Genomic DNA, 23630 nt, shown 5'->3' on the forward strand with positions numbered 1-23630 from the left:
ACGCTCGCCGCGACCGATCTCGCAGCGATTGTGATCGTGGCCCTGGGCGTCGAGTTCGCTTACCACGCCCTCGCCCAGGACAGCGCATTCTGGGCGAGCAGCGTTCGCGGCCTGCGCCTGTCGGCGCTGCTGGGACTGGTGATCATCGCCGCGAACGTCCTGCGCGAGGAGTACAGCCTCGAGAACGTCATGGCGCAGAAGCCGGGCGTTCAACGGGTGGCCTCCCTCTGGCTGGTCGCCTGGGCCGCCGTGCTGGTCGTGAGCTTCATGACCAAGACGACCAACGATTATTCGCGCCTGATCTCGTTCGGGACGTTCGCCGTGGGCCTTCCGGTCCTGATCGCGGCCCGGGCATCGGTGCGGCGCCTCGTGCGGGCGCGGCTCAGTGCTGGCTCGGCCACGGCCAGCCGGATCCACCTCGTCGGCTACGAGGAGGACATCGCGCGCTTCTACGCCGGCAAGGAAGCCGATCATCTCGGCTCGCGGATCATCGGGACCAGCTACCTGCGACGGGTCGATCCCGGCGCCGACGTGGCCACCCGATACGACCAGCTGCAGGAGGATCTCGACCTCGCGGTCTCGGTGGTGCGATTCCTCCGGCCGGACGACGTCTTCGTGCTCGTGCCGTGGGCCGACACCGCGGAGGTCGAGCGGTGCATCGACGCGTTCCTGCGGGTGCCCTCGGCCCTGCATCTGCGCCCCGGCGCCGTCCTCGATCGCTTTCCCGATCTGCAGGTCGCCCGGGTCGGCGGAGTCTCGGGGATCAATATCGGTCGTCGGCCGCTCAATCTGGGCGAGGTGATGCTGAAGCGCCTCCTCGATCTGACCTTGGCGACCATCGCCCTGGTTTCACTGTCCCCGTTGCTGGCGGCCATCGCCGTTGCGATCAAGCTCGACAGCCCCGGCCCGGTCTTCTTCCGGCAGAAGCGCTACGGTTTCAATCAGCAGCCGTTCGGCGTCTTCAAGTTCCGGTCGATGCGCACGGATGCGAATGCCGCCTTCCGGCAGGCGACCCGCAACGACAGTCGGATCACCCGGGTCGGCGCGATCCTGCGCCGGACCAATCTCGACGAGCTGCCCCAGCTGATCAACGTCCTGCGCGGAGAGATGTCGCTGGTGGGTCCCCGCCCGCATGCGCTGGCCCACGACCGGAGCTTCGAGCGGCGGATCGCCCTCTATGCACGCCGCCACAACGTGAAGCCTGGGATCACGGGTTGGGCTCAGGTCAACGGCTACCGGGGGGAGACCCAGACCGACCTCGCCATGGAGCAGCGCGTCGCCTGTGACCTGCACTACATCGACAACTGGTCGATCTGGTTCGATATCCAGATCATGATCCAGACGGTCATTTCGCGCCGCGCATACCAGAACGCGTTCTAAGGCGCGGGCGCGAGGCGGTCGGGAGGCGCCATTCCCGCAGGCGTGGCACGCTCCTGGATTGCTCCCCGCCGCCAGCGCGGACGGGCTGGACCAGGCAACCTGGTCTCGCGGCTCAGGGTGCCAGCTTCCGCTGACGACAGGTGCCGCAATCGCCCTCGACCTCCAGGATACTGTGGGTCGGCGTGAATCCGGCCCGCTCCAGAGTGCGCCCGAGGCTGCCCTCGACCTCCTCCGACGAGGCCTCGTCGACGCCGCCGCAGGTCCGGCAGATCAGAAAAATCACCCCCTCCCCGGGCGCGTGGCCGTGCGCGCAGGGGATGAAGGCGTTGCGGCTCGCGATCCGATGCACCAGCCCTTGATCCATCAGGAAATCGAGGGCGCGGTAGACCGAGACCGGGGCCACACGCTTGCCCGGCGCGCTCAACCGCTCGGCGATGTCGTAGGCGCCCTGAGCCTTCCCGGCCTCGGCCACGGCCTCCAGCACCTCGCGGCGCAGGGGCGTGAACTGCAGACCGCGCTCGCGACAGAGGGCCTCGGCCCGCGCGAGAATGTCACCGGTGCCGGCGTGGCACGCGTCGTGACCCTCGTGACGGTGCATGATTGCTCCAAACATGATCCGCAGGTTGTCCCGCGGGTTTGTTACAGTGTATCACCGCGGCCCAGGACCGCACCAGTAGCTCTGCGTGGTGCCCGCGCCGGTGTCAGTGCGCGACGAGGATTCATTGCCGACTATACCCAGCCCGAGACGCGCGGCCCGACGATCGCTGTTCCAGAGCGGGATCGGCCTGCGGCTGGCGCTCGCCGCGACGCTCGCGGCGCTGGTCTGGCTGACCATCGCCTGGGCGCTTTCGGCATGAGCGGCCGAAATCCGGATCCGATCCGCCTCGTCGGCCTCACCCTCGGTTACGACCGGCATCCAGCGGTCCACCACCTCGAGGGGACCGTGCGAGCGGGCGACCTGCTCGCGCTGGTCGGACCGAACGGCGCCGGCAAGTCGACGCTGCTGAAGGGCATGGCCGGAGAGATACGCTGCCTCGACGGCCGCATCGAACGTGCGGGCGCCCTGGCCTACATGCCGCAGGCGGACGAGATCGACCGGAGCTTTCCGCTCACCGTCATGGATCTCGCCGGGATGGGTCTCTGGCGGCAGGCGGGGGCGTGGCGCAGCCTCGTCCGGCGGCGGCCGGCCATCGAGGCCGCGCTGGCGGCGGTCGGTCTCGAGGGCTTCGCGGCGCGGCCGATCGGCACCCTGTCGGGTGGTCAGTTCCGGCGCGCGCTGTTCGCCCGGCTGATCCTGCAGGATTGCCCCGTCGTGCTCCTCGACGAGCCGTTCACCGGGATCGATGCGCGGACGGTCGACGATCTGCTGGTGCTGATTGCGACCTGGCACAAGGAGGGGCGGACCGTGATCGCCGCCCTGCACGACCTCGCGCAGGTCCGCGCGCATTTCCCGACGACGCTGCTGCTCGCCCGGGAGCCCGTGGCCTGGGGGCCGACCGCGCGGGTCCTGACCGCCGAGAATCTGGCCCGCGCCCGCAACCTGTCCGAGGCCTGGGACGAGGGCGCGGCGATCTGTGAAGGACCGCGGAAGCCCGCGGAGCCGGCGCACGATCACGGCCGGGCAGCGCATCACCATCACGAGGACGCCGCGTGACCGATCCGTTCGGGTCTCTGTTTGCGCCGTTCGTCGAATTCGGCTTCATGCGCCGGGCGCTGGCGGGTTGCCTCGCCCTGTCGGTGTCGGCACCGCCCATCGGCGTCTTCCTGACGCTGCGCCGCATGAGCCTCATGAGCGACGCGATGAGCCACGCGATCCTGCCGGGGGCTGCGGTCGGCTTCCTGGTCGCCGGCCTGTCCCTGCCGGCGATGACGCTGGGCGGCCTCGTCGCCGGCCTCGCGGTGGCCCTGCTCGCGGGCGCCGTCACCCGGGCGACCACGATCCGGGAGGACGCCAACCTCGCAGCCTTCTACCTCATCTCGCTCGCCGCCGGCGTGCTGCTGGTCTCCCTGCGCGGATCGCAGATCGACCTCATGCACTTCCTGTTCGGCTCGGTCCTGGCCCTGGACGATTCCGCCCTCTGGCTGCTCGGCGGCATCAGCACGCTGACCCTGCTGGCGCTCGCCGTGATCTACCGGCCGCTCGTGATGGAATGCGTCGACCCGCTGTTCCTGCGGAGTGTCAGCCGCAGCGGCGGTCCCGTGCACCTCGCGTTCCTGGCGCTCGTGGTGGTCAACCTCGTCGGCGGGTTCCAGGCCCTCGGGACCCTGCTGGCGGTCGGCCTGATGCTGCTGCCCGCAGTGGCGGCCCGGTTCTGGGCCCGCGACTTGGCCGGACTGATTCCGGTCTCGATGCTGATCGCCGCCCTCGCGAGCGTCTCGGGGCTCAGCCTGTCGTACCAGTACGACCTGCCGAGCGGCCCGGCCATCGTTCTGGCGGCGGGGGCCCTCTATGTCGCCTCGATGATGGTGGGTCCGCGCGGCGGCCTGCTGCGCCGCCTCGTGCGGCCGCGTCACCTCGAAGCCTGATCAGGGCTGGTCCTTCAGGGCCGCGAGACCTTCGCGGTAGGTCGGATAAGCGAGGGCCACGCCGAGCTCCTCGCGGATCAGCCGGTTCCGCACGCGCTTGTTCTCGCCGTAGAAGCTGCGCGCCATCGGAGACAGGTCGGCGGTCTCGAAATCGATCTCGGGCGGCAGCGGCAGGCCGGTGAGGGAGGCGGCGTGCTCGGTCACCGTCTGGGGCGCGGTCGGCTCGTCGTCCGTGACGTTGTAGATCGCCCCCGGACGCGGGCGGTCGATGGAGGCCAGCAGCGTCGTGGCGATGTCGTCGACATGGATGCGGTTGAAGACCTGCCCGGCCTTCACGATCCGCTGCGAACGACCCTCGCGCAGTTTCACGATCGGGTTGCGCCCGGGTCCGTAGATGCCCGAGAGCCGGAAGACCTGCACGGCCTTCCCGGTCTCGGCGCCGAGCGCGAGCCACGCCGCCTCGGCCTCGAGGCGCACCTTCGACCGGGCGCTGCGTGGCGCCGCAGGTGTCGCCTCGTCGATCCACGCGCCGCTCTGGTCTCCGTAGACGCCGATCGTTGAGAGATAGCCGATCCAGCCGATCCGGCTCGCCGCGATGGCGTCCTCGTAGCGGGCGAGAACCGGGTCGCCCGCCTCGCCGGGGGGGGCCGAGGCGAGCAGCACGTCCGTGTCGGCGAGATCCGCGGCGATCCGGGGATCGTCGGCCTCCGGCCCGAAGGCGCGCACGGCGAACCCGGTCTCCGCCGCGACGCGGTCGGCGGCCGCGGGATCCGTGACGCTGGCGCGGACGGTCCCGAAACGCGCTCGCGCCCGTTCGGCGAAACGGCGGCCGGTGAAACCGAGCCCGAAGACAAAGAGATTCATGGGGCGGATGTCTCGCCCACGGGCGATTCCGTCAAGGCGGCGGCGGCCGTCCACTCGTCGCGGACATGGGTGTCGGTCTCGTGGTCGCCATGAAGTAGGCAGAGCGCGTGCACGGCATCCGGCGCGAGCAGCCGGCCGCAGGCCCAGACCGCCATGCCGCGCACCAGGGGAGACGCGTCATCGAGGGCCGCGACGGCCGCGCCCGCCAGATCGGGATCGCCGGAATTGCCGATCGCGATCATGACGTTGCGCAGGAAGCGGTCGCGCCCCGTGCGCTTCACCGGCGTGCCGGCGAAGAACGACCGGAACGCCGCATCGTCGAGACCGGCGAGATCCGCCAGCGCCGGGGCCGCCAGATCCGCCCGCGCGGCGAGCCGGTTCTCCGCCGCCGTACGGGCGAACTTGTTCCAGGGACAGACGGCGAGGCAGTCGTCGCAACCGAAGACCCGGTTGCCGATCGCCGGCCGGAACGCGGCAGGGATCGGACCGGCATGCTCGATCGTGAGATACGAGATGCACCGGCGGGCATCGAGCCTGTAGGGGGCCGTAAAGGCGTCGGTCGGGCAGATGTCCAGGCAGGCGCGGCAGGAGCCGCAATGGTCGCGCTCCGGTGGGTCGGGCTCGAATTCCGCGCTCGTGTAGATCGCCCCGAGGAGCAGCCAGTTGCCGTGTCCGCGGGAGATCAGCACCGTGTGCTTGCCCTGCCAGCCGAGGCCGGCCGCCTCGGCGAGGGTCTTTTCCATGACGGGGGCGGTGTCGCAGAAAACCTTCACGCGCACGTCGCCCTTGGCGGAGAGATACCCCCCCAATTCTTTCAGACGACCCTTCAAAACCTCGTGATAATCCCGCCGCTGTGCATAAGCGGCGATGGCCCCGCGATCCGGCCGGGCCACGAGGTCCAGGGGATCGTGCTCGGGCCGGTAGCTCATCGCGAGCACCAGGATGCTGCGCAGGCCGGGCCACAAGTCCACCGGGCGCGCCCGCTGGTCGGCCCGCTCCGCCATCCACTCCATGGTGCCGTGCGCGCCCTCGGCGAGCCAGGTCGACAGGCGGCCCGGAAGGTCCGGGAGCCTGTCGGGACGGGTGACGCGCAGGCCGCAGAAGCCGAGCGCCCGGGCCCGGGCCTCGACGAGGCGGCGGAGATCGGCGCCGAAATAGGTTCGTCGGGCGGTCAGAAATCCAGATCCGCGTAATGGGCGGCCGGTGCCATGCCGGGCACGCGGTCGGCGAGCAAAGCGCGGAACGAGGGCCGCGACTTGACCCGTGCGTACCAGTTCCGGGCCATCTCGTCCTCGTCCCAGGGCACGTCGCCCAGGTAGTCGACGCAGGAGAGATGGGCGGCCGCCGCCAGATCGGCATAGGTCAGGTTGTCGCCGGCGATCCATCGCCGCCTGGCGATCAGGTAGCCGATGTACTTGAGGTGGTAGCGCACGTTGGAGCGCGCGGCGCGGATCGCGTTCATGTCGGGCGGGCCGCCGCCCTCATGGGCCGACATGAAGCGCTTCGAGATCTTCTCGTTCACGAGGTAGGCTGTCACCTCGGACTCGAACTTGACCAGGAACCAGTCGAGCAGGCGCCGGACTTCGACGCGCTCGACGGTGTCCTCCGGCAGCATGCGCCGCCCCGAGAGCCCGAGGCCGCGGGTCTCGTCGAGATACTCGGCGATGACGCCGGCGCCGGGGACGACGAGCCCGTTCTGCTCCAGCAGCACGGGTGTGACGCCCGCCGGATTGATCAGCAGGAAGTCGTCGCGCCGTTCCCAGGGCCGTTCCTCGAACAGCGTCGGCTCCATGCCCATCTCGGCGAGTACGAGACGGATGAACCGGGAATTCGCGCAGAAGGGGAAGTGGTAGAGGGTTGCCATCGAGGCCGTGGAGGACGTTCGGTCTGCCAACGCGGCCTGTCCCGCGCTCGTCGAGGCCCCTGATGCGCAGTGTTTCGGCGCGCAGGACTTCGGACCGAGCGTTATTGCCCGACCGTTTCCGAGCCCTTAACACGCCCGGCCCGGCCCGGTAACCGCTCGTCAACCCTAATGGGCGAAGCCTCGGGCTCAACCATTTCGCGTGGCAGGCGGCGGCTCGACGGGGGCCGCAGCGCCCACGGCACAAGGCGTCACGATGGATCCGGCAAGCATCGGCAAGGCAGTGCTGCTCGCCCTTGTGGAGGGGGCGACCGAATTCATCCCGGTCTCGTCGACCGGCCACCAGTTGCTGGTCGGCCACTTCATCGGCTTCCACTCGCCCAACAACACCTTCGAGGTGCTGATCCAGCTCGGCGCGATTCTGGCGATCCTGCTGGTGTACTTCCGCCGCCTGCTGGCGATCGCCACGGCGGTGCCGTCAGATCCGAGGGCGCGCCGGTTCGTGCTCGGCATCCTGGTGGCGTTCCTGCCGGCGGCGATCATCGGCGGCCTCTTCTCCAAGCTGATCAAAGCCTACCTGTTCAATCCGTGGATCGTGTGCGCGACCCTGGTGGCCGGCGGCCTGGTGCTGCTCGTCATCGACGACACCGACCTCGAGGTGAAGAAGAAAGACGTCTACGACTTCACCCTGCCGATGGACCTGAAGATCGGCATCTTCCAGTGCCTCGCCATGATCCCCGGCGTGTCGCGCTCGGGCGCCACCATCGTGGGCGCGATGCTGATGGGCGCCGACAAGCGCTCGGCCACCGAGTTCTCGTTCTACCTGGCGATGCCGACGATGGCGGGCGCCTTCGCCAAGGACCTGCTCGACAATTACAAGTACCTTTCGAGCAACGATGTCGGCCTGATCGTGATCGGCTTCGTCGTGTCGTTCGTCTCGGCGCTGTTCGTGGTGCGGGTGCTTCTCGACTACGTCTCCCGCCACGGCTTCTGGCTGTTCGCGTGGTGGCGGATCATCGTCGGCGCCCTCGGCTTCGCCGGCCTGATCATCCTGGGCTGACGGGCCGGTCCCTCTCGGGCCCGGACGACCGGATCGGCGGATCCGCCTCGGCGGCTTGATCCGTCCGGTCGTCGGTCCGGGCGCCGTAGACGGGCCCGCAATGCGGAAATGCTGGCTTTGCCGAAGCCTGCCGGGTCGGCATGTCCGGTTTCCGGGCTCCCCGTCGCGCCGCCGGGACCGTCAAAAATCGGTGATGGGCGGCTTCAGCTTTCCTCAACCATCGGGCGATTGCCAGCGGCGGAGCGGCGTGCGAGGCAAACGCATGGAAGCGGTGCAGAAGACGCCGCGCTCTGGGACGTTCCGATGGAAGACACACCGCTCGCCGACCTCTTCGAGCCCGCAGACCGGGCGCGCTGGCTCGGCCTCGTCGAAGGCGTCCTCAAGGGCGCCGATTTCGAGAAGCGGCTGGTGTCGCACACGGCCGACGGCCTGCGGATCGAACCCCTCTACGGACCCGCCGCCCCGGCGGCCCAGCCGGTGCGTGAGCCGGCCCCCTGGCGCATCGCGCAACGGGTCGATCACCCCGATCTCGCCGCCGCCAACGCACAGGCGCTCATCGACCTCGAAGGCGGGGCCGACGCCCTCGTCCTGGCCTTTGCAGGCGCGGCGGGCGCCCGCGGCTACGGCCTGACCGCCGCGAGCGTCGAAGATCTCGACGCGGCGCTGAAGGGCGTGATGCTGCCCCTGATCGCCCTGCGGATCGACGCCGGCGGGCGCGGCCTGGAAGTGGCCCGGCTGGTGAGCGCGCTGGCGCAGCGCCGGGGCGAGGATCTCTCGACCTACGACCTCGATCTCGGCATCGATCCGGTCGGCGTTCTGGCGGCGACCGGAAGCCTCGGAGCGGTCTGGAAGGACATCGCCCCCGGTCTCGCCGAGACCGTCGCGGAGCTGGAAGCGGCGGGTTTCACCGGCCGAGCCTTCCTGGCCGACGGACGGCCCTATCACGAGGGCGGCGCCGGAGAGGCGGCGGAACTCGGGGCTGTGCTCGCCACCGCCGTCGCCTATCTGCGCGCCCTGGAGGATGCCGGTCACGACCTCTCCACCGCCCGTGACCGCGTCGCGATGCTTCTGACGGCCGATGCCGACGAGTTCGTCACGGTCGCGAAGTTCCGCGCGATGCGACGCCTCTGGGCCCGGGTCGAGCAGGCCTGCGGGCTCGATCCCAAGCCGCTGCGGCTCCATGCCGAGACCGCGTGGCGGATGATGACCAAGCGCGATCCCTTCGTGAACATCCTCCGCACCGGCATGGCGGCCGCCTCGGCCGGCATGGGCGGCGCGGACAGCGTCGCGGTGCTGCCCTACACCCAGGCCCTCGGATTGCCCGACGCCTTCGCCCGGCGCGTCGCGCGCAACAGCCAGATCGTGCTCATCGAGGAATCGCATCTCGCGCGCGTCAGCGACCCCGCGGCCGGCGCCGGGGGATTCGAGGCCCTGACCGCCGAACTCGCCGAGGCGGGCTGGGCGGCATTCCAGGCGATCGAGGCGGAGGGCGGCATCGTCGCCTCGCTCAGCGTCGGCAAGCTGCAGCGGCGGATCGAGCTGACCCGCGAGGCCCGGGCCAAGGCCGTGGCGAACCGCCGTGAACCGCTCACGGGCGCGAGCGAATTCCCCAACCTCTCCGAGAAGCCCGCGGCCGTCCTCGACGTGCCGCCCGTGGCCGGGCCGCGCGGGTCCAATTTCGGCGCGGGTTCGGCCGTCGCCTGCGACGCGCTGCCGTCCCTGCGCCTCGCGGAGCCCTACGAGGCCCTGCGGGACGCCTCGGATGCGTGTCTTGCCAAGACGGGCCGCCGGCCGGCGGTGTTCCTCGCCAATCTCGGCCCTGTGGCGTCGTTCAACGCCCGTGCGACCTTCGCGGCCAACGCCTTCGCGGCGGGCGGGATCGAGGCGCTGTCGAACGAGGGCTTTTACGACGCCGAGGCGGCGGCGGCGGCGTTCCGGGACTCCGGTGCCAGCTTGGCCTGCATCTGCTCCACCGACGCGATCTACGCCGAGCACGCCGTCGCGACGGCGGAAGCCCTGGCGAAGGCCGGCGCCGGTCCGATCTACCTCGCGGGCAAGCCGACGGACCTCGCCGAGCCGCTGAAGCAGGCGGGCGTGGCCGCCTTCCTGCATGTCGGCTGCGACCTGCTCGCCCTCCTCAACGCGGCCTTGCGCGCGGCTATGCGGGGTCCTGCGCCGCAGACCCCACGCTGAAAGGCGCCAATCCTCGCGAACCCGCCTCGTCCCAGATCCGATGACGTCTCGCTTCGCTCTCGCCCTGTTCCTCGTCGGCATGAGTCCCGCCGCCGCCGCGCCGCGCCAAGCGGCCCCGCCCGACCGGTTCGACGGCACCTGGAGCGTCGAGATCATCACCGAGACCGGGAGCTGCGACCGCGCCTATCGCTATCCGGTGCGGATCGAGAACGGACGGGCGCGCTTCATCGGGACCGCCTTCGTGGTCGAGGGCGGGGTGACCCGGAACGGGGCGATCCGGGGATCCATCTCGAACGGGGCCGCCACCGCCGACGTGCGGGGACGGCTTGACCGGAACGGATTCGGGGCCGGCACCTGGGTCGCGTCCGGCGCCCTCTCCTGCCGCGGTCACTGGAACGCCGAGCGGCGCGGCTGAGGCCGCGTGTGGCCGTCGCGAAACAGTCCGGATCTCGCCCTGAATCGGGCAGCTCGACCGTGCCGAAAGCCCCGATCCCGACGCAATCATGAGCGAGACCTGAACACCGTTCGGACACCCGACGAGGCCGCCCGCATGAAGACTTCGATCCTCGCCACCTTCGCTGTCCTCGCTCTCGTCTCGGGGGCCGAGGCGCGTCCTCACCGGCTTCCGGCTGCGTCGAAAGTGAACACGGCGGAGGCCGAGAAGGTGCTGGCGCCGCTGCGGCAGGCCGCCACCGAATGCTTCGCCGACACGGTGCTGTCGAACCCGAAGGCGACCGCCGAGGCGCGGGCGGGCCGCTGGTACGAGGCCGTCGGCATCACCGGCTTCCTCTGCCGCCCGGAAGTCGCCGCGATGATCCAGGCTCATGACCGCCTGTACGGCGCAAAGACGGGCGAGCGTTATTTCAAGGGCGCCTACGTCAAGCATCTCGACCAGCAACTCGCCGAGCGGCTCCAGCCGATGTTCGCCCGCAAGGCCGTCGCCAGCGCCGAGCCGCCGGTGGAGAAGGCCTCGGCAGAGGACTCGGCCGAGGGCAACTGAGCGGGAACCGTCCGGGCGTCCGTGTCTTCCCCGAGGCGGAGACGGCGATGCCTTACGAACTGCATTACTGGCCGATGATCCAGGGGCGCGGCGAGTTCGTCCGCCTCGCCCTCGAGGAAGCCGGCGCCGACTACATCGACGTCACCCGCCAGGATGACGAGGATGGCGGGATCGGCCCCATGCTCGACCGCCTGTCCGATCCCGGCAACCCGCGGCCGCCCCTGGCGCCGCCCTTCCTGCGCGATGGTGACACCGTCATCGGGCAGAGTGCCGCGATCCTGCTCTATCTCGGGCCGCGGCTCGGCCTCGTCGGCGCGTCGGAGCGCGACCGGATCTGGACCCATCAGCTCCAGCTCACCATCGCGGACGCGGTCGACGAGGCGCACGACACGCACCATCCCTTGGGTGTCGGCCTGTATTACGCGGATCAGAAGCCCGAGGCCCTGCGCCGGGCCGCGGAATTCCGCACCGAGCGCATCCCAAAATTCTTCGGCTATTTCGAGCGCGTTCTGGCGGGGAATGGCGGCGGCCGGCTCGTCGGCGCGGATCTGTCCTACGCGGACCTGTCGCTGTTCCAGCTCGTCGACGGCCTGCGCTACGCCTTTCCCAAAGCCACCGCCGCAGCCCTGCGCCCCAACCCGAACGTGGCGCGGCTCCACGAGACCGTGGCCCGGCGACCGCGGATTGCCGCCTATCTGGCCAGCGACCGCCGGATCCCGTTCAACGAGGACGGCATTTTTCGCCGCTATCCCGAACTCGATCCCTGAGGCGCAGGCCTCACCGCCGCGGCCCGGCAATCAGGATCGCCGCGAGCGTCAGCGCGACGAGCCCCAGCACCAGCGACAGCAGGCGCCAGAACAGCAGCGGATCGCGCTCCAGCAGAGACGCCCGCCGTCCGTCCGTGAAGGCCGGATTGGGATGCCGCAGGTCGTGGACGAAGGCGGACAAGGCCGTGTAGCGCCGCAGCGGATCGGGATGAACGGCCTTGCGAAGCGCCCCGTCGACCCAGACGGGAAGCAGCGGACGCACCGTAAGAGCCGACATGTAGCGAAGCCGCCGTTGCGCCGCGCGCGTGCGCGCCCGCGGAACGGCGTCGCCGTACGGCAGCCGTCCCGTCAACATCTGGTAGGTGATGACGCCGACCGCGAAGATGTCGGACCCGGCATTGGCCGGCGCGCCGAGGAAGCATTCGGGCGCCGTGTACTGGACCGTGCCGAGGATCTCCGCAGGATCGATCCGCGGATCGCCCTCGACGACGCCCGCGACCGTCGTGGCCCCGAAATCGATGATCTGGACGGTCCCTGCGGTATCGATCAGGACGTTGTCGGGCCGCAGATCCTGATGGACCATCTCCCGCCGGTGAAACGCCTGCACGCCCCGGGCGAGCTGCTCGACGAGGCCGCGCACCGTTTCCAGATCGGGGGTCGCGTGATCTCGCATCCACTGGGTCAGGGTCTGGCCCTCCACGTAGCGCATGACCGTGTAGAGGTGGCTGCGGCGGCCGGCCCGGGGATGGGCCTTGAGCACGTGAGGATTGTCGATCCGCCGCGCGATCCACTCCTCCATCACGAAGCGCTTCCGCTGGGCCGGGTCGTCCCGCAGGTCCAGGGACAGCACCTTCAGCGCGGCCTGGGCACCCGTCTCCGCCTCGACGGCGAGATAGACGCGGCTGCGGGGTCCGGAATGGAGGATCCGCACCAGACGGAAGCCGTCGAGTTCGGCGGGCGGGTCGAGGAGGGGCGCGGGGTCCAGCCCCTCGGCCTCCCCGAGGAGATCCGCCGGCGCGCCGGCCGGTACGCTCTCGACCCGCACGATCTGGATCGTCAGGTTGTCCTGACTGCCGGCGGCCAGAGCTGCCTCGACGATCGCCCGCGCCGCCGCGTCGAGGGTCGCGGCTCGCGCGATCGCCGCAACCACGTCGCGGGGCCGGACATGCTCGTGGACGCCGTCCGTCGTCAGCACGAAGGTGTCGCCCGCCTCGATGCCGACGACGTGGTAATCGATCTCCACACGGGCATTCGCCCCGAGGGCGCGGCCGAGATAGGATTCCGCTGCGGAGACGACGACGCGGTGGTCCTCGGTGAGCTGTTCGAGGGACCGGCCGGACACGCGCCAGATCCGGGCATCGCCCACGTGGAAGAGGTGGGCCATGCGCGATTTCAGGACGAGGGCGTCGAAGGTGGTCACGTAGCCCCGGTCGGCATCGTTCGGATCGGCGCCGCGCCGGGTCTGGGCGTAGAGCCAGGAATTCGCCGCCGCGATCACGCGCTGGGCCGAGGTCTTCACCGACCACGTGTCCGGCGTGGCGTAATAGTCGCTCAGGAAGCTCTTGACCGCGGTCTCGCTCGCCGCCGCGCCCACCGCGCTGCTGCTGATCCCGTCGGCGAGCGCCACCGCGATCCCCTTCAGACCCAGAGCGGGTTGAACCGGCACCAATATGCCGTTGAAGTCCTGGTTGGCCGCCTTGCGGCCGGCGCTGCTGTACTGGCCGATCGTGACCGTCAGATCGCCGGAGACGTCCGATCCGGTGCTCAAGCGGCGGCTGCCGCGCCCGCGCCGCGCCCGCGGTACGAGAGGGCCTCCGCGAGATGGAGCCGGCGCACCTGTGTCTCGCCGTCGAGATCGGCCAGGGTCCGGGCGACACGCAGCGTGCGGTGAAAGCCGCGTGCGGAGAGGCGCATGGTCTCGGCCGCCTGCCGGATCAGCGCCGTGCCGTCCGCGTCGGGGCTCGCGACCTCTTCGATGAGGTTGGCCGGACAGGTCGCGTTGGTGGTGGAATCCGGCAGGCCCCGCGCGGCATAGCGGCTCCCCTGCAGCGCGCGGGCCGCCGAGACCCGGGCCGCGGCCTCGCGGGATCCCTCGGCCGGGGCCGGCAGGATCAAGTCGGCGGCCGTGACCGCCGGCACTTCGATGCGCAGGTCGATGCGGTCCAGCAACGGGCCGGAGATCCGCGCCTGATACTGCGCCATGCAGCGCTCGTTCGGGCCGCGGCGGCAGGCGTAGCCCGGCTCGAGGCCCTGGCCGCAGCGACAGGGATTCATTGCGGCAACGAGTTGGAAGCGCGCCGGGTAGGTGACCCGGTGGTTGGCGCGGGCGATCATGACCGCGCCGGATTCCATCGGCTGACGCAGGCTGTCGAGAACCTGGGGCGAGAATTCGGGCAGCTCGTCCAGGAACAGGACTCCCCCATGGGCGAGGGATACCTCCCCCGGCCGTGCCCCGAGCCCACCGCCCACCAGCGCCGCCATCGAGGCCGAATGGTGCGGCTGCCGGAACGGCCGGCGATTCGACAGGGCCCCATCCTTGAGCTCGCCCGCCACCGACTGAATCATGGAGATGTCGAGGAGTTCGCGCGGACTGAGCGGCGGCAGAATCGAGGGCAGGCGCGCCGCCAGCATGGATTTGCCCGAGCCGGGGGGCCCGTTCATCAGGAGGTTGTGGCCGCCGGCCGCCGCGATCTCCAGGGCACGCTTGGCGCCCTCCTGGCCCTTGATGTCGGCGAGATCCGGGAGCGGTCCCGCCAGCGCGGCGACGGCAGGCTCCGGCCGGGCCATGACCTGGCTGCCCTTGAAGTGATTGGCGAGCTGGATGAGCGAGCGCGGCGCGAGCACATCCAGCTCGCCTCCGGCCCAGGCCGCCTCCGGACCGGTGGAGGCCGGGCAGATCAGCCCGAGCCCCCGCTCCCCCGCCGCCATGGCGGCCGGCAGCACGCCGCTGACCGCCGTGATGCTGCCGTCGAGGGCGAGTTCGCCGAGCACGCAGTAGCCGGCGAGCGCGTCGGCCGGGATCGCGCCGATCGCCGCCATGACGCCGAGCGCGATCGGCAGGTCGTAGTGCGAGCCCTCTTTGGCAGGTTCGGCGGGCGCGAGATTGACGGTGATGCGCTTGGCGGGCAGCGCCAGTCCGGAGGCGATGAGCGCGCCGCGAACCCGCTCGCGGGACTCCGCCACCGCCTTGTCGGGCAGGCTCACGATGGTGAACACCACCGAGCCCGGGATGATCTGGATCTGCACGTCCACCGCCCGCGCCTCGATGCCCTCGAAGGCGACGGTGGCGACGCGGGTGACCATCGATGCACTGCCCTCGCCGCCATATTCCGGTGCGGCCAAGATGTGCGGCAGATTCGGGAGCGGCTCAAGGGGACCGCCACCGCGACGGAACTCCGGTGCCGCATTCCTGTTCAAAGCCGGAAACCCTCGACGGACTGGAGAAAGCCATGCGTCTGACCACGCCCCTCCTCGCCCTGACCCTGATCGCCGGCACCGGCCTCGCAGCCCACGCCGACGAGAAACTTCCTCCCGACCAGCAGGCCAAGGTCGAGGCGATGCTGAAGCAGGAGGGCTTCACCAAGTGGAAGGAGATCGAGCTCGACGACGGCATGATCGAGGTCGACGATGCGATTGACGCGAACGGCAAGCAGTTCGATCTGCATCTCGATCCGAAGACCCTGGCCATCGTGAAGCGCAAGGCCGAGTAGGCGGCGCTTGCGTTCGGCGAACGGCACGGCCATATAGCCGTCGGGGGGTTGGCGAGGGACGTTTCACTCGCCAACCGGGTCAGGTCCGGAAGGAAGCAGCCCTAACGAGACCGAGCGGGTCTTCGTCCAGCCTCCCACCTCATTCCCGCGCGCGGAAGCTCGATCCCGACACGGCATGGACGCTACGACCGGCACGCCTGACGACGAGCCGGGCCTGCCCGGGTTTCCAGCGCCCGCCGTCGCGGCGACGCCCTACCGGGTGCTCGCGCGCAAGTACCGCCCCACCAATTTCGGCGACCTGATCGGCCAGGATGCCATGGTGCGCACCCTCGCCAACGGGTTCGCGGCCAACCGCATCCCGCAGGCCTGGATGCTCACCGGCGTCCGCGGCGTCGGCAAGACCACCACGGCCCGCATCTTGGCCCGCGGCCTCAACTATGCCCGCGCCGGCCAGCCCGACACCGGCCCGACCGTGTCGATGCCGGAACTCGGCCTCCACTGCGCGGCGATCATGGAATCCCGGCACATGGACGTGCTGGAGATGGATGCCGCCTCGCATACCGGCATCGACGACGTCCGGGCGATCATCGACGGCATCCGCTACGGGCCGGTCTCGGCGCGCTACAAGGTCTACATCGTCGACGAGGTCCACATGCTCTCCGAGAAGGCGTTCAACGCCTTCCTGAAGACGCTGGAGGAGCCGCCGCCCCACGCCAAGTTCGTGTTCGCCACCACGGAGATCCGCAAGGTCCCGGTGACGATCCTGTCCCGCTGCCAGCGGTTCGACCTGCGCCGGGTCGAGGCGCCGACGCTGCATGCGCATCTCGCGAAGGTCTGCGCGGCCGAGGGCGTCTCCGTCGAGGACGAGGCTCTCGGCGCCATCGTCCGCGCCGCGGAAGGCTCCGTGCGCGACGCGCTCTCGCTCCTCGACCAGGCGATCGCCCACGGCGCCGGCACGATCACCGCGCAGAGCGTGCGCGACATGCTGGGCCTCGCCGATCGCGCCCGGATCCTCGACCTGTTCGAGGCGGTGATGCGCGGCTCGGTTCCGGCCGCCTTCGCGGAATTGCGGGCGCAGTACGATTCCGGCGCGGACCCGTCGGTTGTCCTCTCCGATCTCGCGGCGTTCACGCATCTCGTCACCCGGCTCAAGGTGGTTCCGGAGACGGCCGCCGACCCCACGCTCAGCGAGACGGAGCGCGTCCGCGGGGCGGAATTCGCCGAGAAGCTCTCGATCCGCGCCCTGTCGCGGGCGTGGCAGATCCTGCTGAAGGCGATCCCCGAGGTCCAGGCCGCACCCCGGCCCCTCGCGGCGGCCGAGATGGCGATCGTGCGCCTCGCCTACGCGGCCGACCTGCCCACCCCCGACGAGGCCTTGCGCCAGCTCAAGGCTGAGGCGGCCGCTGCGCCCGCGCACGAGCCCCCTCCCGTGCCGGCGCGGCCGCCGCTGCCGCCGATCCCCGACCTGCGTGGCGGCGGCTCCGCGGCGCTGGCCGCCGCACCCCGGACGGCGACGGTGGAGCCGGCGCCTATGACAGCGCCGACCGCCATGAGCGTGCCGTCTCCGAGACCGGTGGCCGCAGCCCCCCCGGCGCCGCGTCTTGGGCGATTCGAAGACCTGATCGCTCTGGCCGACGCCAATCGGGACATCCTGCTGCGCACCGCGCTGGAGCGCGACGTGCATCTGGTGCGCTTCGAGGAAGGTCGGATCGAGTTCCGCCTCGCCCCGGGCGGCCGCCCGAGCCTCGCCACCGATATCGCCGCCGCCATCGACCGATGGACCGGACGGCGCTGGTCGGTGGCCCTGTCGAAGGAAGAGGGTGCGCCGACCCTCGATGCAGCCGCTCGGGCGGCGACCGAGACGCGCCGCGAGAACGCCGCGGCCGACCCCTTCGTGCGCGAGGTGCTGACACGCTTCCCCGGGGCTGAGATCGTCGATGTGCGCGAGACCGCGCCCGAGGCCCTGCCCTCCGCCGAGCCGGACGTTCTCGCGGACGGCGATGCCGCGCCGGTCGGCGAGGCCGAGGACGACGACGCCTGAGGCGCGCCCGACCGATGGTGGCGCCGGAGCCGCATCGTACCCAGATCAGACGAGGAAACGGAAAGAGAGCCGCATGCGCGACCTGATGGGCATCATGAAGCAGGCTCAGGCCATGCAGGAGAAGATGGCCAACCTGCAGTCCGAGATGGACGGGATCGAGGTCACCGGCGCCTCCGGCGGGGGATCTGTCCGGGTGACGATGACGGCCAAGGGCCAGATGACGGGCGTCAGCATCGACCCATCCCTGATGGTGGCGGACGAGCGCGAGATTCTCGAGGATCTGATCGTGGCGGCCTGCAACGACGCCCGCGGCAAGGCCGAGGCGACCATGCAGCAGCGCATGGCGGAACTGACCAAGGATCTGCCCCTGCCGCCCGGGATGAAGCTGCCGTTCTAGGTCGGTCTATTGCCGTTCATCCCGTCCCCGATCCGCATCCCGCGGTGCGGCCGCGCCATCGCGGAGACTTTCGGGGCTCGCGCGGCCGGCTGAAGGTCTCTTCGGTGGCCTCCGCGACCTTGCGGCACCTCGCGAGGCCGGCGCGGTTCGGACATTCGTGGGTCGCTCCGGCCCGATGAAGGCGGGCGGCCCCTCGGGCCGCCCGATCGCGTATTCAGGCCGCGATCGCCTGAGCGGACGGCCCGGCGGCACGCACGTCGGCATCGACATGGGTCTCGAACCGCTTGAAGTTGTCGTCGAACATCTTCACCAGACGCGCCGCCGTCTCGACGAAGGCCCCCTTGTTGGCCCAGGTCTTCACCGGGGTCAGGATGTGCGGCTCGACGCCCGGCACGGAGACCGGCACCGCGAAGCCGAAATACGGATCGCGGCGGAACTCGGCCTGGGCCAGGGAGCCGTCCAGCGCCGCACTCAGCAGACGGCGCGTGACCCGGATCGGCATGCGCCGGCCGGTACCGACGCCGCCACCGGTCCAGCCCGTGTTGACGAGCCAGCAATCGACACTGTGCTTGGCGATCAGGTCGCGCAGCAGATTGCCGTAGGTGCTCGGGTGCCGCGGCATGAACGGCGCACCGAAGCAGGTCGAGAAGGTCGCCTCCGGCCCGGTCAGGCCGCGCTCGGTGCCGGCCACCTTGGCGGTGTAGCCCGAGAGGAAGTGGTACATCGCCTCGGCGCCCGTGAGCTTGGCGATCGGCGGCATCACCCCGAAGGCGTCGCAGGTGAGCATCACGATGTTCTTGGGATGCCCGGCCCGGCCGGTGGCGCTGGCGTTCGCGATGAAGTCGAGGGGATAGGCGCAGCGGGTGTTCTCGGTGAGCGAGGAATCGTCGAAATCCGGCGCGCGGGTGGCGGGATCGATCACGACGTTCTCCATCACCGTGCCGAAGCGTTCGGTGGTGGCGTAGATCTCCGGCTCGGCGTTGCGCGAGAGGCGGATGGTCTTGGCGTAGCAGCCGCCTTCGAAGTTGAAGATGCCGGAATTCGACCAGCCGTGCTCGTCGTCACCCAGGAGCTGGCGGGAGGAATCGTTCGACAGCGTCGTCTTGCCGGTGCCCGAGAGGCCGAAGAAGATCGCCGAGCCGCCCTCCGCGTCGAGGGCCGCGTTGGCCGAGCAATGCATCGGCATCACGCCCTGGCCGGGCAGGATGTAGTTCAGATAGGTGAAGACCGACTTCTTCATCTCGCCCGCGTAGGCGGAGCCGCCGATCAGGACGAGCTTCTTCGAGAAGTCGATGGCGATCACGGTCTTCGACCGGCAGCCGTGCCGGGCGGGATCCGCCTGGAAGCTCGGCAGGTCGATGATCGTCATGTCGGGCACGTAGGACGCGATCTCGGAGCGGTCCGGCCGGATCAGCAGGTTACGGATGAACAGCGAGTGCCACGCGAATTCGGTGAACACCCGGGCCTTGACCCGGTAGGCCGGATCGGCGCCGCCGTAGAGGTCCTGGGCGAACAGCTCCTTGCCCTCGGCGTGCTTAAGGAAATCCTGGCGCAGGGTCTCGAACTGCTCGGGCGTGATGGCGCCGTTGTTGTCCCACCAGACTTCGCTCTCGGTCCTGGCGTCCCGGACCACGAACTTGTCCTTGGGCGAGCGGCCGGTGTGGCTGCCGGTGGTGGCCACGAGGGCGCCGCCGCGGGCGAGCTGGGCTTCCTTGCGGGCCAGCGCCTCCTCGTAGAGACGCGGCGCCTCGAAATTCCAGTGGACGGCCTTGAGGTCGCGGAAGCCGGTCGCCTCGGCGCCGTGGGCCGCGTTGTGATCACCGATGTTGGTCAAGATCGTATCTCCCGGGCCCCTGTTCGACCGTCGACGCGATTGTGCCGGACGGCTCCGCCGTCCGGGTTTGCCCGGGAGACGTCCGTGCGGTCGTACAGGACCGCCGCACGCAGGATCTCCGTTCCCGGCTGCTTCCCGTCTCTCCATCGAGTAGGCGGCGAAGCTTCGCTGTCATTATGGGCTCCGCCAGGGGCCCGCAACGTGGACAAACAGATTAGAGCACAGTTGTGGACTCAGGAACCCAAGTCTGTAAGCAGTTCCGTTCATCGCACAGCGTAACGCTATCGGCGGAGCGGCTCTGGAATACCCATATGCCGGACACGCACGCGTACACCCTTGCGCGCTGCCCGGCGGCGTCTATGCCCATCCGGACCTGACAGCCCCTTCCTCATCAAGAGGCACGATGCCCCAAGCCGTCGCCGGCCCCGAGATCGAACGCCTGATCCAGCTGCTGGCCCGCATGCCCGGCCTCGGACCGCGCTCGGCGCGGCGGGCCGCTCTCCAGCTCATCAAGAAGCGCGACACGCTGCTCGGCCCCCTCGCCGACGCCATGCGGGTGGCGGCCGACCGCATCATCGTGTGCTCGAGCTGCGGCAACGTCGATACGTCCGACCCCTGCACGATCTGCCGCGACGCGGAGCGCGACCCGACGACGCTCGTGGTGGTGGAAGATGTCTCCGATCTCTGGGCCCTGGAGCGCTCGGGCGCCGTGAAGGCGCGCTACCACGTGCTCGGCGGCGTCCTCTCGGCGCTGGACGGCGTGCGGCCGGAGCACCTGAACCTCGCGAGCCTCGTGGAGCGCGTGGCCCGGCCCGAGGTGACGGAGGTCATCCTGGCTCTCAACGCCACCGTCGACGGCCAGACTACCGCCCACTACGTCACCGAGTCGATCCGGCACTGCAACGTGAAGGTCACGCGCCTCGCGCACGGCGTACCGGTCGGCGGCGAACTCGACTATCTCGACGAGGGCACCCTGTCGGCGGCGATCCGCAGCCGCACGGCCTTCTGACGGGCGATCACGCGGATCGAGCCGGTATTTGACCGGTCTTCGGCCGCATCCTATTCGACGCTGAGCCTGGACCCGTCCCGGCGCCTTCCCTGCCGGTTTCCGCCATGACCATCCGCCCGCTCGTCATCCTCCCCGATCCCGTCCTGCGCCTGGGTTCCGAACCGGTCGGCCCGATCACCGGCGAGATCCGCACCCTCGTCGCCGACATGTTCGAGACGATGTACGATGCCCCCGGCGTCGGGCTGGCCGCGATCCAGATCGGCGTGGCCAAGCGCGTGGTCACGATCGACACGTCGAAGGAGGAGGGCGTCCGCGACGCCCGGGTCTTCATCAACCCCGAGATCGTCTGGTCCTCGGAGGAAAGGCGGGTCTACGACGAGGGCTGCCTGTCGATCCCGGACTATTACGCCGAAGTCGAGCGTCCGGACCGGGTGCGCGTGAAGTTCCGCGACATCGACGGCAACGAGCAGGAGATCGAGGCCGACGGCCTGCTCTCGACCTGCATCCAGCACGAGATCGACCATCTGAACGGCGTGCTGTTCATCGACCATCTGTCGAAGCTGAAGCGCGACCGGGTGATCAAGAAGTTCACCAAGGCGGCCAAGCGCGACGCGGCCTGACCCGGCCATGCGCGTCGTCTTCATGGGCACGCCGGACTTCGCTGTGCCGACGCTCGCGCGGCTCGCGCAGGACGGGCACGACATCGTGGCGGTCTATACCCGTGCGCCGGCGAAGGCGGGCCGCGGCATGAGTCTGCGCCCCTCCCCGGTCCACGCCCTCGCCGACACCCTCGGCGTGCCGGTCCTGACGCCCGCGACGCTGCGCACGCCCGAAGCGGCCGAGACCTTCGCGGCACACCGGGCCGACGTCGCCGTCGTGGTGGCCTACGGGATGCTCCTGCCGCAGGCGATCCTCGACGCACCGAAGCACGGCTGCCTGAATCTGCACGGCTCCCTGCTGCCGCGCTGGCGCGGCGCGGCGCCGATCCAGCGCGCCGTGATGGCGGGCGATGCCGAGAGCGGCGTCGGCGTGATGCGGATGGAGGCGGGCCTCGACACCGGCCCCGTGGCCCTGGAGGCGAGAATACCCATCGCGCCAGGTATGATTGCGGGCGAGCTGCACGACGCGTTGATGCCCCTCGGCGCCGACCTGATGGCGCAGGCCCTCGTCCGGCTCGATGCGGGCACGCTGACGTTCACACCCCAGCCGGAGGACGGCGTCGTCTACGCGCACAAGATCACCAACGACGAGGCGCGGATCGACTGGTCCCGGTCGGCCGGTGAAATCGCCAATCGGATCAACGGGCTGTCGCCCTTCCCCGGCGCCTTCTTCGAGGTCGATCTCGGCAAGGGCCCCGAGCGCGTGAAGGTGCTGCGAGCCGCCCCGGCAGAGGGTGCGGGCACACCCGGCACGCTGTGCGACACCGATTGCACCGTCGCGTGCGGCGACGGCGCCGTGCGGCTCATGGAGCTGCGACGCGCCGGGAAGGGCGGCAGCGCGAGCGGGGCCGAGTTCGTCCGCGGCGCCCGCCTGACGCCCGGCGCCCGCCTCGGCTGATGCCCCGCTACAAGCTCGTCATCGAGTACGACGGCAGCCCGTTCTGCGGCTGGCAGCGGCAGGCCGACGACCTCACCGTCCAGGGCGCGATCGAGACGGCGGTCACGCGCTTCTCGGGAGAGCATGTCCGACTCACCTGCGCGGGCCGGACCGATGCCGGCGTGCATGCCATTCATCAAGTCGCCCATCTCGACCTCGCCAAGGACTGGCGGACCGACACGGTACGGGACGCGCTGAACGCGCATCTCCGGCCACAGCCGGTGGCGGTCCTGTCCGCAGAGATCGTGCCGGAAAGCTTCGATGCCCGCCACTCGGCGATCCGCCGGCACTACCGCTACCGCATCCTCAACCGGCGCAGCCCCGCGGCGCTGACGCGGGCCCATGTCTGGCACGTGCCGTGGCCCCTCGATGTCGGTCTCATGCACGCCGCCGCCCAGCGCCTCGTCGGCCGCCACGACTTCTCGGCCTTCCGGGCCGCCGAGTGCCAGGCGAACAGCCCGATCCGCACGCTGGAGCAGCTCGACGTCGCCCGGGCTCCGATGGCGTTGCACGACGAGATCGTGGTGGCGACCGCGGCGCGCTCCTTCCTGCACCATCAGGTGCGGGCGATGGTGGGCACGCTGATGCTCGCGGGCTGTGGACGGCTCTCGGCGGACGACGTGGCCGACATCCTCGCTTCGGGCGAGAAGCGCCGGTGTGGACCGCTCGCTCCAGCCGCAGGGCTGACGTTCGTGGGTGTAGACTACTGAGCCAATCCCTCGCAGCGAATTCAATTTATCAGTTGCGCTTAGGTTGTATACGAGCCATCATAACTGCCAGACCAACCAAGAAAAATAAGTTTGGGAGGATCGCGATGGACACGTCGTTCCAGTTTATTATCGGCATAGCCACGACCTTCGCCGTACTTTCTCCGGGGGTCTTCATCGCCATCCGTGAAGCCGTCAAACGTCAAAGGCAAGAAATTATAACTGATCTCGCGGCCGTCTTTGATACTGACAAAGACAACAATCTACACCTAATACCGTCATTTGAGTTCGTGAAATATAAATACTTTGTCGGATCGAGAAGAAGCAGCGACCCGGACCCCACCGGTATTGAATCGGCCCGGAGGGCGGCTGGAATCCTTGATCTACGCAGGAAGCGCGAAGATTTTTCGACGATCTCTTGGATCATCGGATGCAGTGCGTTCAGCGCTCTGGCTGGATCTGCCGTATTCTACATTTCGTCCTTCGTAATGTACATATTCTCAACACAGATGTCGAATCCGAGTGGACTTGTCTGGACGGGTGCGTCATACCCTATCAGGACTAGCTTCGGCATCGTCTGGTTATTCGGTGTCTGCGCGGCTTTCGCCGGCAGCTACCTCATGTCGCTGCGAAACTTCCACCGCGCTATCAAGAACTTCGACTGAGCCCGGGACCATCATCTCGA

The 23630-nt window shown here is 69.6% G+C and carries 24 protein-coding genes and 1 other RNA gene; 18 read left to right on the top strand and 7 right to left on the bottom strand.

Annotated elements, in window-relative coordinates; translation table 11 throughout:
- Positions 1-1380: undecaprenyl-phosphate glucose phosphotransferase (locus tag I53_RS05455; protein WP_043347561.1), on the top strand; the 1380-nt coding region annotated here is incomplete at its 5' end.
- A gap of 112 nt (positions 1381-1492) precedes the next feature.
- Here the strand turns inward: I53_RS05455 and I53_RS05460 are convergent.
- A complete protein-coding gene (locus tag I53_RS05460; protein ID WP_043347562.1) occupies positions 1493-1978 on the bottom strand; it encodes a Fur family transcriptional regulator in 486 nt (161 codons plus the stop codon).
- Positions 1979-2102: 124 nt separating this feature from the next.
- On the opposite strand from I53_RS05460, the gene I53_RS35700 reads away from it, so the two are divergent.
- The 3 genes from I53_RS35700 to I53_RS05470 are packed head-to-tail and all read left to right on the top strand — an operon-like array spanning position 2103 to position 3906.
- Positions 2103-2237 (top strand): hypothetical protein, encoded by a 135-nt coding sequence (locus I53_RS35700; protein ID WP_257787422.1) that lies wholly within the window; start codon positions 2103-2105, stop codon positions 2235-2237.
- The gene (locus tag I53_RS05465; protein ID WP_043347563.1) at positions 2234-3034 is read left to right on the top strand and encodes an ABC transporter ATP-binding protein; all 801 of its coding nucleotides are present in this window, start codon (positions 2234-2236) and stop codon (positions 3032-3034) included. Before I53_RS35700 ends, I53_RS05465 begins: the two co-directional genes overlap by 4 nt.
- A 47-nt stretch (positions 3035-3081) precedes the next feature.
- Complete coding sequence (locus I53_RS05470) at positions 3082-3906, top strand: metal ABC transporter permease (protein ID WP_051044682.1); 825 nt, start codon at positions 3082-3084, stop codon at positions 3904-3906.
- On the opposite strand, the gene I53_RS05475 is transcribed toward I53_RS05470, so the two are convergent.
- From I53_RS05475 to I53_RS05485, 3 genes are read right to left on the bottom strand one after another with little or no spacing between them, the layout of a single operon-like run.
- On the bottom strand, positions 3907-4770 hold the full coding sequence (locus tag I53_RS05475; protein WP_043347566.1) for an SDR family oxidoreductase: 864 nt from the start codon (positions 4768-4770) through the stop codon (positions 3907-3909). It abuts the gene before it with no gap.
- The gene (queG, locus tag I53_RS05480) at positions 4767-5945 is read right to left on the bottom strand and encodes a tRNA epoxyqueuosine(34) reductase QueG (RefSeq protein WP_083935979.1); all 1179 of its coding nucleotides are present in this window, start codon (positions 5943-5945) and stop codon (positions 4767-4769) included. The genes I53_RS05475 and queG overlap by 4 nt, the downstream gene beginning before the upstream one ends.
- Complete coding sequence (locus I53_RS05485) at positions 5942-6634, bottom strand: glutathione S-transferase family protein (RefSeq protein ID WP_043347569.1); 693 nt, start codon at positions 6632-6634, stop codon at positions 5942-5944. The genes queG and I53_RS05485 overlap by 4 nt, the downstream gene beginning before the upstream one ends.
- A 253-nt stretch (positions 6635-6887) precedes the next feature.
- On the opposite strand from I53_RS05485, the gene I53_RS05490 reads away from it, so the two are divergent.
- The 5 genes from I53_RS05490 (at position 6888) to I53_RS05510 (ending at position 11651) form a co-directional block, all read left to right on the top strand.
- Complete coding sequence (locus I53_RS05490) at positions 6888-7691, top strand: undecaprenyl-diphosphate phosphatase (protein WP_043347572.1); 804 nt, start codon at positions 6888-6890, stop codon at positions 7689-7691.
- 303 nt (positions 7692-7994) lie between these two features.
- Complete coding sequence (locus I53_RS05495; RefSeq protein WP_043347573.1) at positions 7995-9884, top strand: methylmalonyl-CoA mutase subunit beta; 1890 nt, start codon at positions 7995-7997, stop codon at positions 9882-9884.
- A 40-nt stretch (positions 9885-9924) separates the two neighbouring features.
- On the top strand, positions 9925-10299 hold the full coding sequence (locus tag I53_RS05500) for a hypothetical protein (RefSeq protein ID WP_043347575.1): 375 nt from the start codon (positions 9925-9927) through the stop codon (positions 10297-10299).
- Between the two features lie 135 nt (positions 10300-10434).
- Positions 10435-10884, top strand: a complete 450-nt coding sequence (locus I53_RS05505) for a hypothetical protein (protein WP_043347577.1) — start codon at positions 10435-10437, stop codon at positions 10882-10884.
- Between the two features lie 47 nt (positions 10885-10931).
- Positions 10932-11651 carry a glutathione S-transferase gene (locus I53_RS05510; protein ID WP_043347579.1) on the top strand — a complete coding sequence of 240 codons (720 nt, stop codon included), beginning with the start codon at positions 10932-10934 and terminating at the stop codon, positions 11649-11651.
- A gap of 10 nt (positions 11652-11661) precedes the next feature.
- Here the strand turns inward: I53_RS05510 and I53_RS05515 are convergent, their stop codons facing one another.
- Together I53_RS05515 and I53_RS05520 are read right to left on the bottom strand one after the other, a co-directional pair.
- Positions 11662-13419 carry a bifunctional protein-serine/threonine kinase/phosphatase gene (locus I53_RS05515; RefSeq protein WP_043347582.1) on the bottom strand — a complete coding sequence of 586 codons (1758 nt, stop codon included), beginning with the start codon at positions 13417-13419 and terminating at the stop codon, positions 11662-11664.
- Entirely contained in the window at positions 13416-14954 is a 1539-nt protein-coding gene (locus I53_RS05520; protein ID WP_043347583.1) for a YifB family Mg chelatase-like AAA ATPase, read from the bottom strand. Before I53_RS05520 ends, I53_RS05515 begins: the two co-directional genes overlap by 4 nt.
- Positions 14955-15100: 146 nt before the next feature.
- Here I53_RS05520 and I53_RS05525 point away from each other — a divergent pair, with 146 nt between their 5' ends.
- The 4 genes from I53_RS05525 (at position 15101) to I53_RS05535 (ending at position 17799) form a co-directional block, all read left to right on the top strand.
- Complete coding sequence (locus I53_RS05525; RefSeq protein WP_043347585.1) at positions 15101-15361, top strand: PepSY domain-containing protein; 261 nt, start codon at positions 15101-15103, stop codon at positions 15359-15361.
- Between the two features lie 41 nt (positions 15362-15402).
- An RNA gene (ffs, locus tag I53_RS30960) (signal recognition particle sRNA small type) lies at positions 15403-15501 on the top strand.
- 35 nt (positions 15502-15536) lie between these two features.
- Positions 15537-17402 (top strand): DNA polymerase III subunit gamma/tau, encoded by a 1866-nt coding sequence (locus I53_RS05530; RefSeq protein WP_043347587.1) that lies wholly within the window; start codon positions 15537-15539, stop codon positions 17400-17402.
- 73 nt (positions 17403-17475) lie between these two features.
- Entirely contained in the window at positions 17476-17799 is a 324-nt protein-coding gene (locus I53_RS05535) for a YbaB/EbfC family nucleoid-associated protein (protein ID WP_043347589.1), read from the top strand.
- A 214-nt stretch (positions 17800-18013) separates the two neighbouring features.
- On the opposite strand, the gene I53_RS05540 is transcribed toward I53_RS05535, so the two are convergent.
- Complete coding sequence (locus I53_RS05540; protein WP_043347591.1) at positions 18014-19633, bottom strand: phosphoenolpyruvate carboxykinase; 1620 nt, start codon at positions 19631-19633, stop codon at positions 18014-18016.
- Between the two features lie 403 nt (positions 19634-20036).
- Between I53_RS05540 and recR the strand changes: the two genes are divergently transcribed.
- The 5 genes from recR to I53_RS33035 all read left to right on the top strand — a co-directional run bounded on the left by recR (position 20037) and on the right by I53_RS33035 (position 23610).
- The gene (recR, locus tag I53_RS05545) at positions 20037-20642 is read left to right on the top strand and encodes a recombination mediator RecR (RefSeq protein ID WP_043347593.1); all 606 of its coding nucleotides are present in this window, start codon (positions 20037-20039) and stop codon (positions 20640-20642) included.
- 104 nt (positions 20643-20746) lie between these two features.
- Positions 20747-21262: a peptide deformylase gene (def, locus tag I53_RS05550; RefSeq protein ID WP_043347596.1), complete on the top strand. Its 516-nt coding sequence runs from the start codon at positions 20747-20749 to the stop codon at positions 21260-21262.
- 7 nt (positions 21263-21269) lie between these two features.
- A complete protein-coding gene (gene fmt, locus I53_RS05555; RefSeq protein ID WP_043347598.1) occupies positions 21270-22199 on the top strand; it encodes a methionyl-tRNA formyltransferase in 930 nt (309 codons plus the stop codon).
- Positions 22199-22948: a tRNA pseudouridine(38-40) synthase TruA gene (truA, locus tag I53_RS05560; RefSeq protein ID WP_043347600.1), complete on the top strand. Its 750-nt coding sequence runs from the start codon at positions 22199-22201 to the stop codon at positions 22946-22948. Before fmt ends, truA begins: the two co-directional genes overlap by 1 nt.
- A 104-nt stretch (positions 22949-23052) precedes the next feature.
- Positions 23053-23610 (top strand): hypothetical protein, encoded by a 558-nt coding sequence (locus I53_RS33035; protein WP_148291072.1) that lies wholly within the window; start codon positions 23053-23055, stop codon positions 23608-23610.
- Positions 23611-23630: the final 20 nt, after the last annotated feature.

The organism is Methylobacterium sp. B1 (genome assembly GCF_000333255.1).
Lineage (GTDB): Bacteria > Pseudomonadota > Alphaproteobacteria > Rhizobiales > Beijerinckiaceae > Methylobacterium > Methylobacterium fujisawaense.

Bases quoted from the DNA above. Each gene is read 5' to 3' on its own strand.
- I53_RS05460 (WP_043347562.1), bottom strand. From the start codon at position 1,978: ATGCACCGTCACGAGGGTCACGACGCGTGCCACGCCGGCACCGGTGAC.
- I53_RS05465 (WP_043347563.1), top strand. From the start codon at position 2,234: ATGAGCGGCCGAAATCCGGATCCGATCCGCCTCGTCGGCCTCACCCTC.
- I53_RS05470 (WP_051044682.1), top strand. From the start codon at position 3,082: ATGCGCCGGGCGCTGGCGGGTTGCCTCGCCCTGTCGGTGTCGGCACCG.
- I53_RS05475 (WP_043347566.1), bottom strand. From the start codon at position 4,770: ATGAATCTCTTTGTCTTCGGGCTCGGTTTCACCGGCCGCCGTTTCGCC.
- I53_RS05485 (WP_043347569.1), bottom strand. From the start codon at position 6,634: ATGGCAACCCTCTACCACTTCCCCTTCTGCGCGAATTCCCGGTTCATC.
- I53_RS05490 (WP_043347572.1), top strand. From the start codon at position 6,888: ATGGATCCGGCAAGCATCGGCAAGGCAGTGCTGCTCGCCCTTGTGGAG.
- I53_RS05495 (WP_043347573.1), top strand. From the start codon at position 7,995: ATGGAAGACACACCGCTCGCCGACCTCTTCGAGCCCGCAGACCGGGCG.
- I53_RS05500 (WP_043347575.1), top strand. From the start codon at position 9,925: ATGACGTCTCGCTTCGCTCTCGCCCTGTTCCTCGTCGGCATGAGTCCC.
- I53_RS05505 (WP_043347577.1), top strand. From the start codon at position 10,435: ATGAAGACTTCGATCCTCGCCACCTTCGCTGTCCTCGCTCTCGTCTCG.
- I53_RS05510 (WP_043347579.1), top strand. From the start codon at position 10,932: ATGCCTTACGAACTGCATTACTGGCCGATGATCCAGGGGCGCGGCGAG.
- I53_RS05520 (WP_043347583.1), bottom strand. From the start codon at position 14,954: ATGGTCACCCGCGTCGCCACCGTCGCCTTCGAGGGCATCGAGGCGCGG.
- I53_RS05525 (WP_043347585.1), top strand. From the start codon at position 15,101: ATGCGTCTGACCACGCCCCTCCTCGCCCTGACCCTGATCGCCGGCACC.
- I53_RS05530 (WP_043347587.1), top strand. From the start codon at position 15,537: ATGGACGCTACGACCGGCACGCCTGACGACGAGCCGGGCCTGCCCGGG.
- I53_RS05535 (WP_043347589.1), top strand. From the start codon at position 17,476: ATGCGCGACCTGATGGGCATCATGAAGCAGGCTCAGGCCATGCAGGAG.
- recR (WP_043347593.1), top strand. From the start codon at position 20,037: ATGCCCCAAGCCGTCGCCGGCCCCGAGATCGAACGCCTGATCCAGCTG.
- def (WP_043347596.1), top strand. From the start codon at position 20,747: ATGACCATCCGCCCGCTCGTCATCCTCCCCGATCCCGTCCTGCGCCTG.
- fmt (WP_043347598.1), top strand. From the start codon at position 21,270: ATGCGCGTCGTCTTCATGGGCACGCCGGACTTCGCTGTGCCGACGCTC.
- truA (WP_043347600.1), top strand. From the start codon at position 22,199: ATGCCCCGCTACAAGCTCGTCATCGAGTACGACGGCAGCCCGTTCTGC.
- I53_RS33035 (WP_148291072.1), top strand. From the start codon at position 23,053: ATGGACACGTCGTTCCAGTTTATTATCGGCATAGCCACGACCTTCGCC.